Genomic DNA, 17,434 nt, shown 5'->3' on the forward strand with positions numbered 1-17,434 from the left:
ACAACCTCCTCGGGGGGCGGGAGGAGATCCCGCTCGGTGGAGGACACTTCACCACCGCTCACATGGTCATATCAACATTCATCGTTGCCCAGTTGCATGCCATCCTGATCCTCACATCGGCAAGGACTTTCCAACTGTCGACCTCTGGCGAAAATTCCTTCCGGGCGGGACACTGACCCGCAAACGATCCGTCCGTCCCTGCGGAGGACCCATGGCCCAAACACGCCTGCGCACGGCCGCTCTGGCGGCCGCCACCGCACTCACCCTTCTCGGCACCGCGGCACCCGCCGTCGCCGCCGCACCCGTCGCGGCGCCGTCGACCACCCGCCCGGTCGTCCACGACGAGCAGATCACCTTCCAGGACTGGTCCCGCTACCCCGACTGGCGGGGCGGCACCCACGCCGGCACCCGGGCCGTCCCCGGCCTCCGGCCGGGCGTGACGCTGGGCCAACCGCTCGGCACCACCGACTACACCGACCCGCACACCGGCGTGACCAGGAGCTGGGAGTACGCGACCTGGACCTCCCCGGTCACCCGGATCGGCTTCGACGCCACCGAGCTGATCGCCTCGTGGAACGCGAGCACCCCGGCCGGCACCTGGATCCAGGTGGAGATGCAGGGCACGTACAACACCGGCGTCCAGACCAAGTGGTACGTGATGGGTCGGTGGGCCTCCGGCGACGCCGACATCAAGCGCACCAGCGTCAACCGGCAGGGCGACCCCTGGTCGACCATCTGGACCGACACCTTCAGCATCGACGACGCCTCCGTCGGCGTGCTGCTGCGGGACTACCAGCTGCGGCTCACCCTCTACCGGGCCCCGGGCCAGCACGCCGCGCCGGTCGTGCACACGGTGGGCGCGATGAGCTCGAACGTGCCCGACCGGTTCACCGTCGAGCCGAGCGCCGGCGGCATCGCCTGGGGCAAGGAACTCGCCGTGCCCCGCTACTCGCAGAACATCCACACCGGCCACTACCCCGAGTACGACGGCGGCGGCCAGGCCTGGTGCTCCCCGACCTCCACCACGATGGTGATCGAGTACTGGGGCCGCAAGGCGTCCGAGGAGGACACCTCCTGGGTCGACCCGACCTACCCGGACCCGACGGTCAACCACGCCGCCCGGATGGTCTACGACTACCAGTACGACGGCGCCGGCAACTGGCCCTTCAACACCGCGTACGCGGCCAGCTTCCCCGGCCTGGAGGCGCGGGTCACCCGGCTGCACTCGCTGGACGAGGTGGAGCGCTTCATCGCCGCCGGGATCCCGGTCGTGACCAGCCAGTCCTTCCTCGCCAGCGAGCTGGACGGAGCGGGCTACGGCACCTCCGGCCACCTGTTCGTGGTGGTCGGCTTCACCGCCGACGGCGACGTCATCGTCAACGACCCGGCCTCGTCCAGCAACGAGGCGGTGCGCAACGTCTACCCGCGTGAGCAGTTCGAGCAGATCTGGCTGCGCACCAAGCGGACCAACGCCAGCGGCGGCGTGTCCGGCGGCTCCGGCGGCGTCGTCTACCTGATCAAGCCCACGCTGAAGCCGTGGCCGAAGGTCGCCGGCTCCACCAACTGGTGATCGATTGACGAAGGGCCCGGCACGGTCGACCACGACCGCGCCGGGCCCTTCCGTCGTGGCCCTGCGCCACCCACAGGCGGAGCGACCGGCCAGGACGACGGCGTGATCGTTGACCGTTCAGCAGCAGTCGTCGCGGCGTGTCGGGTCGCTCGGGCGTCAGCGTTCCGCTGACCGGGCGCCACCCTGCTGCTCGTCGCCGTCGGGCTCGTCCTCGCCGGCGAGGGCGGAGCGGAGCCGCTCCTTCTCCGCGCGACGGCGCTCGGCGGCGGTGGCCATCTCCTCGGCCATCTCGTCCCGCCAGCCCTTCAGCAGGAAGAACGACAGGGCGGCCGAGAAGGCCAGCGCCACCATCAGCTTGATGAAGATGTTCAGCTCGACCAGCCAGAGGGCCGCCAGCACGGCGACGAACAGCCCGATCCGGCCCAGCGTGTACTTGACCGCCGCGCTCACGTTTCCGCACTCCGTTCTCCGCCGCCGGGCTCCCGGCGGCAGGTTCAGCCCGTCCGGCGGGCCAGCCAGTGGACGCCGTGGAACCAGACCACCGCGTACCCGAGGGTGAAGGTCGCCGCCCCCAGCCCACCGGAGAGCAGCGGCGGGAGACCGGCGGCGAGGCCGGCCACCACGAGCCCGGCGACCACGCCCACCGCGGCGGCCGCCAGCGCCGACACCACCCGGGCCGCGCCGAACTCCCAGGCACGGAAGTCGTCCCAGAACAGCCAGGCCGGCAGGATGATCGCCAGCCAGCCGTTCGACCGCCCGAACTCGCCGCTGCCGATCAGCGCGAACGCCCAGTCGAACAGCACCACCGCCAGCACGCCGATGACCAGGCCGGCCAGGCTCACCCCGAGCAGGTCGCCCAGGGTGAGGATGCGCCCCTCGGCGTCGCGCCGGGGGAACCCGCTCCGCTGCTCGGTCATGGTCTGGAAGGGTACGTGCCGGCTCAGGCCCAGACCTGCTGCGGCTCGGCGCGGCGCTCGGCCAGGGACGGCGGGGCGTCGTACTCGCGGACCACCTCGTAACGGGTGTTCCGCTCGACGGGACGGAAGCCGGCGTCCCAGATCAGGTGCAGCAGGTCGTCCCGGTGCATCGTGTTCGGGGTGCCGTACGAGTCGGCGTCGTGAGTGATCTTGTATTCGACGACCGAGCCGTCCAGGTCGTCGACGCCGAAGTTGAGCGAGAGCTGGGCGACCGACAGCCCGTGCATGACCCAGAAGCACTTCACGTGCGGGACGTTGTCGAAGAGCAGCCGGGAGACCGCGAAGGTCTTCAGCGACTCGGCCGGCGACGCCATCGTCGTACGGGCCTGGATCCGGTTACGGATCTTGCCGTCCGCCGAGTCGACGAAGTCGTGCTGGTAGCGCAGCGGGATGAAGACCGCGAAGCCGCCGGTCTCGTCCTGGAGCTCGCGCAGCCGCAGCACGTGGTCCACCCGGTGCCGGGGCTCCTCGATGTGGCCGTAGAGCATCGTCGCCGGGGTCTTCATGCCCTTGCTGTGCGCCAGGGCGTGGATCCGCGACCAGTCCTCCCAGTGGCAGGCGTGGTCGACGATGTGCTGGCGGACCTCCCAGTCGAAGATCTCCGCGCCGCCGCCGGTCAGCGACTCCAGGCCGGCGTCCATCAGCTCGTCGAGGATCTCGTCGGCGCTCAGGCCGCTGATCTTCTCGAACCACTGCACCTCGGTGGCGGTGAAGCACTTGAGCTTGACGTTCGGCAGCGCCGCCTTCAGCTCGCGCAGCACCTTCGGGTAGTAGCGCCAGGGCAGGGTCGGGTGCAGGCCGTTGACGATGTGCAGCTCGGTGAGCTGCTCGTCCTCCATCTCCTTGGCCTTGCGGACCGCCTCGTCGATGCGCATCGTGTAGGCGTCCTTCTCCCCCGGCTTGCGCTGGAACGAGCAGTACGCGCACGAGGCGGAGCAGACGTTGGTCAGGTTGAGGTGCCGGTTGACGTTGAACATCACCCGGTCGCCGTTGAGCTCGGTGCGCTGGTGGTGCGCCAGCCGCCCGAGCCATGCGAGGTCGTCGCTGTCGTAGAGGGCGATCCCGTCCTCGCGGGTCAGCCGCTCGCCGGCGTACACCTTCGCTTCGAGCTCACGCTTGAGTCCGGCGTCCATCGAAAGCCACGTCCCTTCCACCTGCGGTAGGAATCGAGCGTACGTCGGCCCGCCGACGCCGCCGCAGCATGGTCGGCCCCCGTGGGCCGGTTCACCGAACTCTCAGGCACCCGTTACCTGTCCACGCATCGACATCGTTGCCTGGGTGCGGTAAGACAGGGTGGGACGTTCGCCACACGCTGGTAGCGTCCCCACCGCCGCGCCCACCCGGCGCGGCGTCGCAGGCCGGACGGGGAGCGGAATGGTCGACAGCAGGCACGGGCGACGGCAGCGACGGCGGAGCCCGGTGATCTCGCCGGTGCTGCGCCCGGCGCTCTGGGCCGCCCTGCTCGGCGCCGTCGCCGCCACGGTCCTCGCCAACCCGGTCCAGGCCGACCCGTCGCTGCCCACCAGCGTCCCCGACACCGGGTCCCGCCCGTCCTACACCGGCCAGCTCCAGCTCCCCGGCGGCACCCCGGTCCCCGGGCTGCCGGGCACGGTCCCGGGTCTGCCGGGCGCTCCCGGGCTGCCGGGCACGGTCCCCGGCGTGCCGGCCGGCAACATCGGCAACGGCCCGCTCGCCGCCCAGATCTACGCCGCCGAGGCCCAGGTCGGGCAGCTCCGTGACCAACTGCTCCTGCTCCAGCAGAAGCGCACCGAGGCCGAGGCGCAGCGCGCCACCGCCGAGCGCGACCTCGCCCTCGCCCGGGACGCGGTGGCGCGCGCCCAGGAGGGTGCCGACGCCGCCGCCGCGGGCGCCTTCAAGGCCGCCGCCGCCCTCCCGCCGGGCGAGTTCGCCAACGACCTGCACGAACTGAGCCGGCTCTCCCGGATCATCCGGGGCGAGAAGGCCGAGGGCGGCACCACCGCCGCCGAGGGCGAGGTGTCCCGGGCCCGCACCGGCGAGCAGGCCGCCAACCAGGCGATGGTCTCGGCCGAGTCCCGCCTCACGGGCGCCAGGACGGAGTACGCCGCCGGCGAGAAGGCCCTACGCGAGGCCGAGAAGAAGCTGGACAAGCTGAAGCGGGACAACGCCGCCCAGCTTGTCGAGATCGAGCGCCAGCAGGAGGCCGCCGAGCAGCGCCTCGGCGCCGGCTACCTCGGCAACGAGACCGCCAACGGCCTGGCCGCCCACCCGACGGCGCTGAAGGCCCTGGCATACGCGAAGGCGCAGCTCGGCGACCCCTACCTGTGGGCGGCCGAAGGGCCGGACCGGTTCGACTGCTCCGGCCTCATCTACGCCGCCTACCGGTCGGCGGGCTACTACGGGCTGCCCCGGGTCTCCCGGGACCAGTACTACGCCACCCGGTCCCGCACCGTGTCCCGCACCGCGCTGCTCCCCGGTGACCTGCTCTTCTTCGCCTCCGGCACCAGTTGGACGACGATCCACCACATGGGCATGTACGTCGGCGGCGGCAAGATGATCCACGCGCCGACCACCGGCGACGTGGTGAAGATCTCCACCGTGCGCTGGTCGCGCCTCTACGCCGCCACCCGCGTCATCGGAGCGGTGCCCGCGCCGGTCAGCACCCCCTCGCCGACGCCGTCGCCGAGCAAGCCGCCCGCGACGAAGCCGCCGACCAGCCCGAAGCCGACCCCGTCGCCCACCTCGCCGTCGCCGAGCCCGTCGACCTCGCCGTCGGCGACGCCCACCGGCACCCCCTCGCCCAATCCCACGCCCGGCACGTCGACCTCGCCGTCGCCGTCCCCGAGCAGGTCGACCTCGCCGTCGCCGTCCCCGAGCAGCTCGGGCGTCTCCTCGCCGAGCCCCTCGACCGGCAGTGTGGCCCCGACCACGGCGCAGAGCAGCTCCGCCCCGACGGGCAGCACGTCGGCCACCGCCTCGGCCAGCGCCTCGGCGAGCACCGGTAGCTGACCACGTCCCCCGGGCCGGCCGACGGGATCGGCCCCGACACCGCCCCGGAACGCGCTCCGGCTGTGCCGCCGGGCCGGAATGTGGCACGGTGACAGACAGGCACGCCCGGTCCGATGTCGCGGATCCGGGCGCGAGCGTGCGCGGAGGGCGAGCATGGCCGAGCAAGAGGTTCCGGCGGAGCCGGTCGACCACGGGTCCACGCCCGACCGGAGCCGTGCCGAGGCACCGCATCCCCTGACGTCCGTCGGCGCACCGTCGCCGGCCGCAGCCGGGCCGTCCGGGTCGTCGCCCGAGCCGCCCGCCGACGACGTACGCCGACAGCCCGCCGCGCCGGCCCGGGGCCGGGTGTCCGTGGCCACCGCGACCGCGCCCGGTCAGGACGACGCGGCACCGCCGACCGGCCCGAGCGCCGGCACCACCTACCGGGCGGCCGGAACGGGCGCCCCGGCCGCCGCCCCGGTCCCCGGACAGCGGGCCACGGCGGGGGCACGGGCCAGCGCCGCCGTACCGGGAATGCGACGGATGTCGGCCGACGAGGCCGGGGCCGTCCGGTCCCGGACGGGCGAGGCCCGGATCTACCGGGCGGCGCCGGTCAACCCGGAGCCCGCCCAGCCGCCGGAGCCGGCGCAGCCGCCGACCCCACCCGTCCCGGAGCCCGAGCCGGCGCCCACGCCGCCGGTGCCGGGCCCGAACCCGCCGTCGCCGGCCCCTCCGGTCCCGACCCCGACGCCGCCGGTCCCCGGTCCCTACCCGCCCGGCCCGGTGCCCCCGGGGCCGGGGCCCAGGCCGCCGGCGCCGGTACCGCCCCTGCCGGGTCCGCCGACGCCGCCACCCGGGCCGCCGGTGCCCGCCCCGCCGCCCCCGCCCGGCCCGACGCCGGCGCCACCGTTCCCGCCGCCGCCCCTCACGGCCGCCGGACCGGTACCGGGCCCCGTCGCGAGCGCACCGCCGTTCTCCGCACCCCCGGCGAGCGCACCGCCGTTCTCCGCACCGCCGTTCTCCGCGCCTCCGGCATCCGCACCGCCGTTCTCTCCGCCGCCGTTCTCCGCGCCCCCGACATCCGCGCCGTCGTTCTCTTCGCCGCCGGCTTCCGGGCCGCCGGCCGTGCCCGCTCCCGCGCTGCCGGGCTGGCCGCCGCCCACCAACCCGGGTGACCGCAGGCCCGGCGGCGCAGAGCCGGCCACCGCGCCCCGGGAGGCGCGGCGGCTGAGCGGTCGCGTCGACGGCCCGTCCACGCGCGTCGGGCAGGCGGAGGGCGCGTCCGCGGGCCGCTACGACGGCGGGCCCGACCTGGGCACCATCTACGGTGCGGGTGCCGGAGCCGGCACCGAGGGCCCGGGCTTCAGCACCGTCGCGTTCCCGAACAACCCGGTGGAGAACTCCGGCTCGTTGACCGGGCACATCCTGGCCCAGGGCTGGACGGAGACCCCCACCGAGCAGCGGTCCAGCACGACCAAGGTGGTGGTCGTCCTGGCCGCCTCGCTGGGCCTGCTCGTGGCGATCAGCGTGCTGGTCGTGCTGCTCGCCAACGACACGGTGGGCGGGCTGGTGGGCGGCGTCCTGAGCAAGTGAGCCGCGTACGCCGACGATGGTGAGCCCGCCCACTACCCGTCCGTGGTCGGGTGGCGGGTTCGTCATGTCCCCGTACACTGGTGAGGATCACTGACCCGGCGCGCCCTGCGCGCCCATGGGCGATCTTGCGGGCGATTCGGCGGCATTCAGCTGCGGCAGGCCATCGCGAAGATGCGCCCCGCTCGAAAGGCATTTCTTGACGACCTTTGCTGAACCCAGCACGTTTCTGCCCGCCCTCGACACCGCCGACGCGCAGACCGCCGTCGAGCGGGACGGCACCGCCCAGGACCCGGCCGCCCCGGTGACGCCCGAGGCCACCGACTTCGCCGCGCTGGGGCTGCCCCAGCCGCTGGTCCAGGCGCTCGCCCGACAGGGCATCACCACCCCGTTCGAGATCCAGCGCGCCACCATGCCGGACGCGCTCGCCGGCCGGGACGTCCTCGGCCGGGGCCAGACCGGCTCCGGCAAGACCCTGGCCTTCGGTCTGCCCCTGCTGGCCTTGGTGGCCGACCGCAACCGGGCCCGGCCGCTGCGCCCCCGGGCACTGGTCCTGGTGCCGACCCGGGAACTCGCGATGCAGGTCAATGACGCGCTGATGCCGCTCGGCAAGGCCGTCGGCGTGTTCCTGAAGACCGCCGTCGGCGGCGTGCCGTACGACCGGCAGATCGACGCCCTGCGGCGCGGGGTGGAGATCATCGTGGCCACCCCCGGCCGGCTGGGCGACCTGATCGCCCGGGGCGTCTGCCACCTGGACGACGTCGAGGTCACCGTCCTCGACGAGGCCGACCAGATGGCCGACATGGGCTTCCTGCCCGAGGTCACCGAGCTGCTGGCGAAGACGCCGGCCGGCACCCAGCGGCTGCTCTTCTCGGCCACGCTGGACGGCGACGTCGACGCGCTGGTCAAGCGGTTCATGACCGACCCGGTGACGCACTCCACCGCCCCGTCCACCGCCTCGGTGTCCACCATGGACCACCACATGCTGCTGATCCCGCCGCACGACAAGTTCCCGGTCGCCGCGTCCATCGCGGCCCGGGACGGGCGGACGATGGTCTTCGCCCGCACCCAGCTCGGCGTCGACCGGCTGGTCGAGCAGCTGGCCGCCGTCGGCGTACGGGCGGGCGGGCTGCACGGCGGCAAGACCCAGCGGATGCGTACCCGCACGCTGGCCGAGTTCCGTGAGGGCCGAGTGAACGTCCTGGTCGCCACGGACGTGGCGGCCCGGGGCATCCACGTCGACGGGGTCTCGCTGGTGCTGCACGTCGACCCGCCGAAGGACCCGAAGGACTACCTGCACCGCGCGGGGCGTACCGCCCGGGCCGGCGAGTCCGGCGCGGTGGCCACGCTGGTGCTGCCGAAGCAGCGGCGGACCACCCTCGCCATGCTGGAGAAGGCCGGTGTGGCACCGGCCGAGACCCGGGTGCGGGTCGGCGATCCGGCGCTCGCCGAGCTGACCGGCGCCCGCGAGCCGAGCGGCGTCCCGGTGCGCGTCGAGGCCGAGGAGCCGCGCCGGCACGGCGACCGGCCGGGCGGTCCGCGCCGCTACGGCGACCGCGACACCCGGGGCGAGCGCCGCTACGGCGATCGGCCCCAGGGCGAACGCCGCTACGGCGACCGCCCCACCGACAGCCGCGGCTACGGCGACCGTCCCCAGGGCGAGCGGCGTTTCGGCGACCGGGACGGGCGCGGTGAGGGCCGTGGCTACGGCGACCGGCCGCAGGGCGAGCGGCGCTACGGCGACCGTCCGACCGACGGTCGTGGCTACGGCGACCGGCCGCAGGGCGAGCGGCGCTACGGCGACCGCCCCACCGACAGCCGCGGCTACGGCGACCGCCCCCAGGGCGAACGCCGCTACGGCGACCGCCCGACCGAGGGTCGCAGCTACGGCGACCGGCCGCAGGGCGAGCGGCGCTTCGGCGACCGGGGCGGCTTCCGGCCCGAGGGCCGGGGGCGCGACGAGCGGCCGCGCGACGACCGGCGGGGCTTCGGCGGGCGTCCGCCCGCGCGTACCCACTGATCACCAGCGTCAGCCACGAACGCCGTCGCGGGGCCCAGGCTCCGCGGCGGCGTTCGCGCATCCGCTGCCGGTGCCGGCCGGGTCGCGTAACGTCCGGCTCATGCCGACCATGCCGAAGTCGCTCTTCTGGACCCGGACGGACACCGCCGGCGCGGAGCACGCGCTGTTCGACGACGGCCGTGGGCTGACGGCGCGGGGCACGCTGACGGCCGTCGACCCGATCCCCTACACCTGCCGCTACCAGCTCGCCACCGACCCGGAGTGGGCCAGCGTCCGCGTCGAGGCGGAGGCGGAGGGCACCGGCTGGATGCGGAGCGTACGCCTGGAGCGGGTGACCGACGGGTGGCGGGTGACCACCGCCGAGCAGGGTGACCTGGACGCGGCGCTGCGGGCGGCCGGCCACCCGCCGGTCGGGCTGCCCGGCACCGACGACCCGGGCCGGCTGGCCGGGGCGGTGGACGTCGACCTCGGCGGAGCGGCGCTGTTCAACGCGCTACCGGTGCGCCGGCTCGGACTGACCCGCGCCGCGGCCGACGTCCCGCACCGGATCGACGTCGCCTGGGTGCTGGTGCCCAGCCTGCTGGTGGTGCCCGCCGAGCAGGTCTACACCCCGCTCGGCCCCGGCCGGGTCCGTTTCACCAGCGACACCTTCACCGCCGACATCGACTTCGACGGCGACGGCTACGTGCTGCGCTACCCCGGGCTGGCCGAGCGCGTCGACCCGCGCTGACCGGGCTGCGGACGCCTCCCCCGGCGACCCCGGGCCGGCCAGGCGCCCCATGCCGGCCACACGGCTCAGGCCGGCCAGGCGGCTCAGCCACCCCGACGGCTCAGGCCGGCCAGGCGCCGGTGGTGAGGAAGCGCTCGACGGTCGCCAGGTGCGGGGTCAGGTCCAGTCCCTGGGCGGCCAGCCAGTCGTCGGAGTAGTAGGTGTCGGCGTAGCGGTCGCCGGCGTCGCAGATCAGGGTGACCACCGAGCCGGTGCGGCCCTCGGCGAGCAGCTCCGCGATCAGCCCGAAGGCCCCCCACAGGTTGGTGCCCGTCGAGCCGCCCACCCGGCGGCCGAGCACCGCCGAGCCGGCGCGCATGGCGGCCAGCGAGGCGGCGTCGGGCACCTGGACCATCCGATCCACCACCGACGGCACGAACGACGCCTCCACGGTCGGCCGGCCGATCCCCTCGATGCGGGAGCCCCGCCCGGTGCGCACCGACCAGTCGGCGGCCTGCCAGGCGGGATAGAACGCGGAGTTCTCCGGGTCGACCACGCACAACTTGGTGGGCAGCCGCTGGTAGCGGGCGTAGCGGCCGATGGTGGCGCTGGTGCCGCCCGTGCCGGCGCCCACCACGACCCACGCCGGCACCGGGTGCCGCTCCAGGGCGAGCTGCGCGTAGATCGACTCGGCGATGTTGTTGTTGCCCCGCCAGTCGGTGGCCCGCTCGGCGTAGGTGAACTGGTCCATGAAGTGCCCGCCGGAGTCCTCCGCCAGCCAGCGGGCCTCCACGACCACCTTGGCCGGGTCGTCGACGAGGTGGCAGCGGCCGCCCTGGAACTCGATCTGGGCGATCTTCTCCGGCGAGGTGGAGGCGGGCATCACCGCGATGAACGGCAGCCCCAGCATCCGCGCGAAGTACGCCTCGGAGACCGCCGTCGAGCCGGAGGACGCCTCCACGATCGTGGTCTCCGGGCCGATCCAGCCGTTGCACAACCCGTAGAGGAAGAGCGAGCGGGCCAGCCGGTGCTTCAGCGAGCCGGTCGGGTGCACCGACTCGTCCTTGAGGTAGAGGTCGATCCCCCACGACCGGGGCAGCGGGAACGGCAGCAGGTGGGTGTCGGCGGAGCGGTTGGCGTCCGCCTCGACGGCGGCGATCGCCTCGGTCACCCAGCGCCGGCTGGCCTCGTCGCACCGGTCGATGTGAGTCACTCTCGAAACCTAGCAAGCCGGCTCACCGCGGATCGGCTCCGGTCCGGCGGCGCTGGCGGCGCTGACCGGCCCTGCCGGCCGCGAGGATCAGCGGGGCGAGCCGCACGGCGGCGCCGGGCAGCGCGTCGAGGAGCCGGACCTGCGCGCCGCGCCAACGGGGGACGCTGACCACCGGGCGGGGCCGCCGGGCCAGCCGCGCGGCCCGCCGGGCCACCCGCTCGGGGGTCAGCAGCGTCCCGGTGAAGGAGGCCGCGGCGCCCGGGTCGTCGAGCCGGTCGTGCAGCATCGGCGTCCAGATCCCGTCCGGGCACAGGCACGACACGTGTACGCCCCGGTGCCCGGCCAGCCGCAGGTCGGCGAGGGTGCCGATGCTGAACGCGACGAGGGCGTGCTTGCTGGCCGCGTAGACGGTCTCGCCGGGCGCGGCCACCAGGCCGGCCAGCGACACGACGTTGACCACGTGCCCGTGCCCCTGTTCCCGCATGACGGCCAGCGCGGCGAGGGTGCCGTTCATCGCGCCGAGGGCGTTGACATCCATCACCCGGCGGCGGGTCGGCGCGTCGTGCTCCCAGGAGGGGCCGGTGACGAGGATCCCGGCGTTGTTCACCCAGAGGCCGAGCCCGCCCCGGCCGGTGGCCTCGGCGGCGACGGCGGCGCAGGCGTCCTCGTCGCGTACGTCCAGCCGGCGCGACCAGCCGCCGAGCGGGGCGGCGGCACGGGCCACCGCCCGGTCGTCGTGGTCGGTGAGGAGCACCGGCCAGCCGTCGGCGTGCAGCGCGGCGGCGATGGCGCGGCCGAGGCCGCCGGCCGCACCGGTGACCACCGCCGTCCCGGGGGCTGGCTTCGTCATCGGCGCACGCTATCGCCGCCCGGCGACCGTGCGCCAGAGCCGGCTGTCCGGCGGCCGGAGGGCCGGAGGTGGCGGGACGCGGCTGTCGGGGGCCGGCGGGCGGGCGGGTCAGGCGGCGGGCGGCACCGGGGCCTGTGGCCGGTTCTCCCACTTCGTGGATAGGGCGATGCCGGTCCGGGTGGAGGCGACCCCCGGGGTCCGGTTCAGCCGCACGATGAGCCGCTCCAGCTCGGCGATGGTGCCGACCCGGGCCTTGAGCAGGAACGACTCGACGCCGGCCATGAAGTAGCAGGATTCGATCTCGGGCATCTGCCGGAACGCCTCCAGCACGTCGTCGGTGTCGCCGCCGGAGTCCTCGACGATCCCGATGAGCGCGGTGACGGCGAAGCCGATCGCCTCGGGCTCGACCTCGGCGCGGTAGGCCCGGATCACGCCGCTGGACTCCAGCTTGCCGACCCGCTCGTGCACGGCGGGCGCGGAGAGGCCGACCTGCCGGGCCAACTCGGCGTAGGACAGGCGGGCGTTGCCGCGTAGCAGCTCCACGAGGCTCAGGTCGATGGCGTCCACGGACTGTGACCCTAGCGGTCCGGGCGTAACGTCGGGCATCCGGCGCGCGTTGGACATGACAGGGTGTAGTCGTCCGAAAACTCGCAGTCAAGGGAGCCGCACGCAGGTAATATTTCCTAACTTCCCACTCAGTGCGTTTTTCGCGTTTGGCGGACAGGCCAGGTCGCTGGTGCTGTAATTGCCATACGTCCCTCATGACGGCTCTGGGCTCGCACCGGCCGGGGGCAGTGTGTTCAGCCGGGGGCTTCGTCGACGCGAGGAGGGGGCTGTGGACACTGGAGATCGCCTGCTGACACCGGGTGAAGTTGCCGCGCTGTTTCGGGTTGACCCGAAGACTGTGACGCGATGGGCAGCGGCGGGCCGGATAGGCAGCATCCGGACTCCAGGCGGGCATCGCCGGTTTCGGGAATCCGAGGTGCGGGCCCTGCTTGAGGGGGAGGGCATGTTGGACGAGGCGGAAGACGTCGGCAAACCGCGTAACGCGGGGCCGGCCGCCTCGACCGGGCCGGGCCCGGCCAACGCCGGCATGTACTGAATGGTGCGGATCGTCACGCGGGCCGGACGCAAGCTCCGGTCCGCGTCCCGGTGAGCCGGGCCCGGGTCACTCCCGCGCCACGCCCAGCTCACCCGACCAACGACGGAACAGCGTGTGCGGTACGCCGAGGGCGTCCAGCACCTTGCCGGCCACGAAGTCGACGAGCTGCGGGGCGGAGGCCGCCGCCCCCGCGCCGTAGAAGCCGGGGCTGGCCGGCAGCACGACCGCTCCGGCGTCGTGCAGCGCGATCAGGTGCTCCAGGTGGCTGCGGGTCACCGGCGTCTCCCGGGGCACCACCACCACCGGCCGGCGCTCCTTGAGGTTGACCTCGGCGGCCCGCTGCAACAGGTCCTTCGAGAGCCCGATCGCGATGCCGGCGCAGGCCGCCGTGCTCGCCGGGACCACCGCCATCCCGCGTACCCGGTAGGAGCCGCTGCTCGGGCCGGCGGCCAGGTCGCCGGCGGGCCAGTGCCGCACGTCGGCTCCCGCGAGGTCGCGACCCAGCCAGGCGGCGAGGTCCTCGGCCCAGTGCGCGTCCCGGAACGGGCGCCCGGTCTCGTCGAGGACGGTCAGCCGGGCGGCCCGGGAGACGATCAGGTCCACCGCCTCGCCGGCGTCGAGCAGCGCCCGCACGACGGCCGCCGCGTACGGCGTGCCGGACGCCCCGGAGACTCCGACCACCCATGGTTCGCGCATGCCCTCCAGCCTGCCTGGTCGCCCCTTCCCGGCGCCGGGCACCCCCGCCCGGAGCGTCCGTGATGTCCCGCTCGGGTGTCGGTTGTGCCCCGACGGGCGCGATGTCGGGTCGGGAGCGCGCCCATCCCGGCGGCCTGACATGCTGCCGATGGCGATACCCACGCTTAGCGGGATCGTCCCACGCGTAGCGGGATCGCACCCGGGAGGAATCGGTGATGACCGGCGAGGTCCTGCGGTCGCTACGGTCCGAGTGCCCCATCCCGCCCCGGCTCTCGCCGTACGCCGACCGGGTGCAGGAGTGGCTGGTCGGCGACCTGCTGCCGGGCCTCGGCCTGGCGGCTGACGACGCGGCGCCGCAACGGCTGGCGCACGCCGGCGTCGCCCGGTACGCCGGCCGGCTCTACCCCGGCTCGGCCGAGGCCGACCTGCGGTCGCTGACGGCGCTGTTCACCTGGTTCTTCCTGGTCGACGACGCGTGTGACCGGCCGGGCCGACTCGACCCCGACCAGATCCGGGCGCTGCGCGCCGGCACGCTGACGCTGCTGCACGCCGGTCCCCGGCTCCGGCACGCCGGCCTGACCGGGCCGCTGAGGCGGCTGCTGGTGCACGGGTGGCGGGAGCCGCGCCGGCGGATGCCGGCCCGCTGGCGGCTGCGCTTCGCCGAGGCCGTCGCCGACCATCTCGACGGCACGTGGCGGGAGGCGGCGAACAAGGCGGCCGGCCGCCGGCCCGGCGTCGCCGAGTACGTCGCGCTGCGGCGCGCCACCTCCGCCGCGTACGTGTCGTATCCGCTGGTGGAGTTCGTCACCGGCCGCCCGCTGCCCGACCCGGTCCACCACCACCCGCTGCTGCGGGAGATCGCCGACACCGGCAACGACCTGCTCTCCTGGTACAACGACCTCGCCTCGCTGGAACGCGACGAGGCCACCGCCGGCGGGCACAACCTGGTGCTCGCGACGGCGGCCGAGCGGCGGGTGCCGGTGGAGACCGCGGTCGGCCTGACGGCCGAGCGCTGGCGGGCCTCGATGCGGCACTTCGTCGAGCTGCGCGCCGCGGTGCCGTCGTTCGGCCCGGCGCTGGACCGGGCGGTCGCCGACCACCTCGACGGGGTGGCGAACGCCGTCCGGGCCACCGTCGACTGGACGCTGGAGAGCACCCGCTACGGCGGCGGGGGAGGGCGCCTCGTCGACGCCTCCGCCGGCGGAGGGACCCCTTCCTGACGGCCGGGCCGGACTGCGGGCCCGGCCGCAATGACGGCGCGCCCACCGACGGCCGGCGCCCGTGGAACCCGCAGCGGGTGGCACCGGTGCGACCGGCACAGCAGGGCCGGCGGCGACGGTCAGGCGCGTAGGCCGAGGCGGACGACCAGGTCGAGCAGGGCGAAGACGAACAGCGCGATGCCGACGAAGCCGTTGGCGGTGAAGAAGGCCCGGTTGACCTTGCTCAGGTCGGTCGGGCTGACCACCAGGTGCTGGTAGCCGAAGGCGAGGGCGGTCAGCCCCAGCCCGATCCACCAGAGCCAGCCGAAGCCGACCAGCGCCCCGAACCAGAGGAACAGCGCGAACGTCACCACGTGCGCCACGGTGGAGGCGTGCAGCGCGAAGCGCAGCCCGTAGCGGGCCGGCACGCTGTGTACGCCGATCTGCCGGTCCACCTCGGCGTCCTGGCAGGCGTAGATGAGGTCGAAGCCGCCGATCCAGAGGCCGACGGCCACGCCGAGCAGCCACGCCGGCCAGGAGCCGTCGAGGGTGCCGGTGACGCCCAGCCAGGCGCCGACCGGGCCGACGGCCTGGGCGACGGCCAGGATCGCGTGCGGCCAGTTGGTGAACCGCTTGCCGTACGGGTAGACGACCAGCGGCACCACGGCGAGCGGCGCGAGCACCAGGCAGAGCGGGTTGAGCAGGGCGGCGGCGGCGAGGAAGACCACGAGCGCGACGGCCGCGCCGGTCCAGGCCGTCCGCACGCTGACCGCCCCGGTGACCAGTTCCCGGCCGGCGGTACGCGGGTTCCGCGCGTCGATCCGGCGGTCCAGGATCCGGTTCGCGGCCATCGCGAACGTCCGCGCGCCGACCATCGCCACGGTGATCAGCAGCAGGTCCAGCCACCGGACCCGCCCCCCGTCGACCTGCATGGCGGTGAGCGCCGACAGGTACGCGAACGGCAGCGCGAACACGGAGTGCTCGATCGCCACCAGCTTGAGGAAGGACTTCACCCGGCCCGGCCGCTGCGCCGGTTCGACGGCGGTCGCCATCAGATGCCGTACTCCTTCCAGCGCTTGTCGACCAGGGAGACGACCTCGGGGGCCATCCGCATCTCCTCCGGCCAGCCCCGCGTGTAGCCCTCCTCGGGCAGCTTGCGGGTCGCGTCGACGCCCGCCTTGCCGCCCCAGAACTGCTGGTAGGAGGCGTGGTCCAGGTGGTCCACCGGCCCCTCGGTGAGCAGCAGGTCCCGGGCGTAGTCGACGTTGCCGAAGGCGCGGAAGGCGACCTCGTTGTAGTCGTGCACGTCGCAGTCCTCGTCGACGATCACGATCAGCTTGGTCAGCGACATCATGTGCGCGCCCCAGATCGCGTTCATCACCTTCTGGGCGTGCTTCGGGTAGCGCTTGCGGATCGACACGATCGCGCAGTTGTGGAAGACCCCGGCGGCGGGCAGGTCGTAGTCGACGATGTCCGGGATCAGGAAGCGCAGCAGCGGCGCGAAGATCCGCTCGGTGGCCTTGCCGAGGCCGTGGTCCTCCTGCGGGGGCTGCGACGTGACGATCGAGTGGTAGACCGGGTCGCGCTGCGTGGTCATGCACTCGATGTGCATCACCGGGAAGGGCTCCACCGGCGTGTAGAAGCCGGTGTGGTCGCCGAAGGGGCCCTCCGGGAGCCGCTCACCCGGCTCGATGTAGCCCTCCAGGACGATCTGCGCATGCGCCGGCACCTGTAGCGGGACCGTCAGGCAGTCCACCATCTCGACCCGCTCACCGCGCAGGTACCCGGCGAACAGGTATTCGTCGATGTCGGCGGGAAGTGGCGCGCTGGCCGAGTAGGCGACCGCCGGGTCGGTACCGATGGCGATCGCCACCGGCAGCCGCTGCCCGAGCCGCTCGGCGACCGCGTGGTGCGCCGTGGAGTTCTTGTGGATCTGCCAGTGCATGCCGATGCTGTTCCGCGAGTGCTGCTGCAACCGGTACAGCCCCAGGTTGCGCTTGCCCGTCTCCGGGTGCTTCGTGTGGGTCAGCCCGAAGTTGTGGAAGATCCCGCCGTCACCCGGCCAGACCTGCAAGCCCGGCAGCCGGTCCAGGTCGACGTCGTCGCCCCGGTAGACCACCTGCTGGCAGGGTGCGGTCCTGACCTTCTTCGGCGGCATCGACGTGAGCTGCCTGACCTTGCCGAGGCCGTCCATCATCCCGGAGAGGCCCATCGGCAGCTCCGGCTTGAGCATGTTGCCGATCCGCTCGCCGATCTCGTCCAGCGACTCGACGCCGAGCGCCATCGCCATCCGCTTCTCGGTGCCGAAGAGGTTGATCGCCACCGGCATCTCGCCCCGGGTGGGCCGCTCGAAGAGCAACGCCGGGCCGCCCGCGCGGACCGTCCGGGTGACGATCTCGCTGATCTCCAGGGTGGGATCGACCGGGGCGCTCACCCGCCGCAACTCGCCCGCGCGCTCCAGCGCCGCGAGGAAGTCCTTGAGATCGGTGTACGGGAAGCCACGAGCCGCCATGCCTGCCAGTCTCCCGCACCGACCTGGGC

16 protein-coding genes are annotated in these 17,434 nt (G+C 73.9%); 7 read left to right on the top strand and 9 right to left on the bottom strand.

Annotated features, from left to right (window positions below; genetic code table 11):
- Nucleotides 1-211: 211 nt before the first annotated feature.
- The gene (locus tag ACLQ22_RS20270) at nucleotides 212-1,570 is read left to right on the top strand and encodes a peptidase C39 family protein (protein WP_425693668.1); all 1,359 of its coding nucleotides are present in this window, start codon (nucleotides 212-214) and stop codon (nucleotides 1,568-1,570) included.
- 156 nt (nucleotides 1,571-1,726) lie between these two features.
- On the opposite strand, the gene ACLQ22_RS20275 is transcribed toward ACLQ22_RS20270, so the two are convergent.
- Genes ACLQ22_RS20275 through mqnE form a run of 3 tightly spaced genes read right to left on the bottom strand, consistent with a single transcriptional unit; the run spans nucleotide 1,727 to nucleotide 3,680 of the window.
- Nucleotides 1,727-2,020 carry a DUF4229 domain-containing protein gene (locus ACLQ22_RS20275; RefSeq protein WP_425693669.1) on the bottom strand — a complete coding sequence of 98 codons (294 nt, stop codon included), beginning with the start codon at nucleotides 2,018-2,020 and terminating at the stop codon, nucleotides 1,727-1,729.
- A 44-nt stretch (nucleotides 2,021-2,064) separates the two neighbouring features.
- Nucleotides 2,065-2,487: a hypothetical protein gene (locus ACLQ22_RS20280; protein ID WP_121397114.1), complete on the bottom strand. Its 423-nt coding sequence runs from the start codon at nucleotides 2,485-2,487 to the stop codon at nucleotides 2,065-2,067.
- A gap of 23 nt (nucleotides 2,488-2,510) precedes the next feature.
- Nucleotides 2,511-3,680: an aminofutalosine synthase MqnE gene (mqnE, locus tag ACLQ22_RS20285; protein ID WP_425693670.1), complete on the bottom strand. Its 1,170-nt coding sequence runs from the start codon at nucleotides 3,678-3,680 to the stop codon at nucleotides 2,511-2,513.
- Between the two features lie 241 nt (nucleotides 3,681-3,921).
- On the opposite strand from mqnE, the gene ACLQ22_RS20290 reads away from it, so the two are divergent.
- The 4 genes from ACLQ22_RS20290 to ACLQ22_RS20305 all read left to right on the top strand — a co-directional run bounded on the left by ACLQ22_RS20290 (nucleotide 3,922) and on the right by ACLQ22_RS20305 (nucleotide 9,854).
- Nucleotides 3,922-5,535 (top strand): NlpC/P60 family protein, encoded by a 1,614-nt coding sequence (locus tag ACLQ22_RS20290; protein WP_425693671.1) that lies wholly within the window; start codon nucleotides 3,922-3,924, stop codon nucleotides 5,533-5,535.
- A gap of 1,104 nt (nucleotides 5,536-6,639) precedes the next feature.
- A complete protein-coding gene (locus ACLQ22_RS20295; protein WP_425693672.1) occupies nucleotides 6,640-7,107 on the top strand; it encodes a hypothetical protein in 468 nt (155 codons plus the stop codon).
- A 196-nt stretch (nucleotides 7,108-7,303) separates the two neighbouring features.
- On the top strand, nucleotides 7,304-9,124 hold the full coding sequence (locus tag ACLQ22_RS20300) for a DEAD/DEAH box helicase (protein ID WP_425693673.1): 1,821 nt from the start codon (nucleotides 7,304-7,306) through the stop codon (nucleotides 9,122-9,124).
- A gap of 109 nt (nucleotides 9,125-9,233) precedes the next feature.
- Nucleotides 9,234-9,854, top strand: a complete 621-nt coding sequence (locus ACLQ22_RS20305; protein ID WP_425693770.1) for a putative glycolipid-binding domain-containing protein — start codon at nucleotides 9,234-9,236, stop codon at nucleotides 9,852-9,854.
- A gap of 100 nt (nucleotides 9,855-9,954) precedes the next feature.
- On the opposite strand, the gene ACLQ22_RS20310 is transcribed toward ACLQ22_RS20305, so the two are convergent.
- From ACLQ22_RS20310 to ACLQ22_RS20320, 3 genes are all read right to left on the bottom strand, one after another.
- Nucleotides 9,955-11,046: a PLP-dependent cysteine synthase family protein gene (locus ACLQ22_RS20310; RefSeq protein WP_425693674.1), complete on the bottom strand. Its 1,092-nt coding sequence runs from the start codon at nucleotides 11,044-11,046 to the stop codon at nucleotides 9,955-9,957.
- Between the two features lie 22 nt (nucleotides 11,047-11,068).
- Complete coding sequence (locus ACLQ22_RS20315; protein ID WP_425693675.1) at nucleotides 11,069-11,896, bottom strand: SDR family NAD(P)-dependent oxidoreductase; 828 nt, start codon at nucleotides 11,894-11,896, stop codon at nucleotides 11,069-11,071.
- A gap of 108 nt (nucleotides 11,897-12,004) precedes the next feature.
- Nucleotides 12,005-12,463, bottom strand: coding sequence for an Lrp/AsnC family transcriptional regulator (locus tag ACLQ22_RS20320; protein ID WP_358114451.1), 459 nt, complete (start codon nucleotides 12,461-12,463; stop codon nucleotides 12,005-12,007).
- 268 nt (nucleotides 12,464-12,731) lie between these two features.
- On the opposite strand from ACLQ22_RS20320, the gene ACLQ22_RS20325 reads away from it, so the two are divergent.
- Nucleotides 12,732-12,998, top strand: coding sequence for a BldC family transcriptional regulator (locus ACLQ22_RS20325; RefSeq protein ID WP_089002465.1), 267 nt, complete (start codon nucleotides 12,732-12,734; stop codon nucleotides 12,996-12,998).
- 66 nt (nucleotides 12,999-13,064) lie between these two features.
- On the opposite strand, the gene ACLQ22_RS20330 is transcribed toward ACLQ22_RS20325, so the two are convergent.
- A complete protein-coding gene (locus ACLQ22_RS20330; protein ID WP_425693676.1) occupies nucleotides 13,065-13,694 on the bottom strand; it encodes a UbiX family flavin prenyltransferase in 630 nt (209 codons plus the stop codon).
- 215 nt (nucleotides 13,695-13,909) lie between these two features.
- Between ACLQ22_RS20330 and ACLQ22_RS20335 the strand changes: the two genes are divergently transcribed.
- Nucleotides 13,910-14,914, top strand: coding sequence for a terpene synthase family protein (locus ACLQ22_RS20335; protein WP_425693677.1), 1,005 nt, complete (start codon nucleotides 13,910-13,912; stop codon nucleotides 14,912-14,914).
- Between the two features lie 119 nt (nucleotides 14,915-15,033).
- Here ACLQ22_RS20335 and mqnP read toward each other — a convergent pair whose 3' ends face one another.
- On the bottom strand, nucleotides 15,034-15,945 hold the full coding sequence (gene mqnP / locus ACLQ22_RS20340) for a menaquinone biosynthesis prenyltransferase MqnP (protein WP_121397122.1): 912 nt from the start codon (nucleotides 15,943-15,945) through the stop codon (nucleotides 15,034-15,036).
- A complete protein-coding gene (locus tag ACLQ22_RS20345) occupies nucleotides 15,945-17,405 on the bottom strand; it encodes a menaquinone biosynthesis decarboxylase (RefSeq protein ID WP_425693678.1) in 1,461 nt (486 codons plus the stop codon). Before ACLQ22_RS20345 ends, mqnP begins: the two co-directional genes overlap by 1 nt.
- Nucleotides 17,406-17,434 lie beyond the last annotated feature (29 nt).

This window comes from Micromonospora sp. DT178, from assembly GCF_049841695.1.
Lineage (GTDB): Bacteria > Actinomycetota > Actinomycetes > Mycobacteriales > Micromonosporaceae > Micromonospora.

Coding starts and splice junctions, on each gene's coding strand:
- ACLQ22_RS20345 (WP_425693678.1), bottom strand. CDS start 17,405: ATGGCGGCTCGTGGCTTCCCGTACACCGATCTCAAGGACTTCCTCGCG.
- mqnP (WP_121397122.1), bottom strand. CDS start 15,945: ATGGCGACCGCCGTCGAACCGGCGCAGCGGCCGGGCCGGGTGAAGTCC.
- ACLQ22_RS20335 (WP_425693677.1), top strand. CDS start 13,910: ATGACCGGCGAGGTCCTGCGGTCGCTACGGTCCGAGTGCCCCATCCCG.
- ACLQ22_RS20330 (WP_425693676.1), bottom strand. CDS start 13,694: ATGCGCGAACCATGGGTGGTCGGAGTCTCCGGGGCGTCCGGCACGCCG.
- ACLQ22_RS20315 (WP_425693675.1), bottom strand. CDS start 11,896: ATGACGAAGCCAGCCCCCGGGACGGCGGTGGTCACCGGTGCGGCCGGC.
- mqnE (WP_425693670.1), bottom strand. CDS start 3,680: ATGGACGCCGGACTCAAGCGTGAGCTCGAAGCGAAGGTGTACGCCGGC.
- ACLQ22_RS20305 (WP_425693770.1), top strand. CDS start 9,234: ATGCCGAAGTCGCTCTTCTGGACCCGGACGGACACCGCCGGCGCGGAG.
- ACLQ22_RS20290 (WP_425693671.1), top strand. CDS start 3,922: ATGGTCGACAGCAGGCACGGGCGACGGCAGCGACGGCGGAGCCCGGTG.
- ACLQ22_RS20280 (WP_121397114.1), bottom strand. CDS start 2,487: ATGACCGAGCAGCGGAGCGGGTTCCCCCGGCGCGACGCCGAGGGGCGC.
- ACLQ22_RS20270 (WP_425693668.1), top strand. CDS start 212: ATGGCCCAAACACGCCTGCGCACGGCCGCTCTGGCGGCCGCCACCGCA.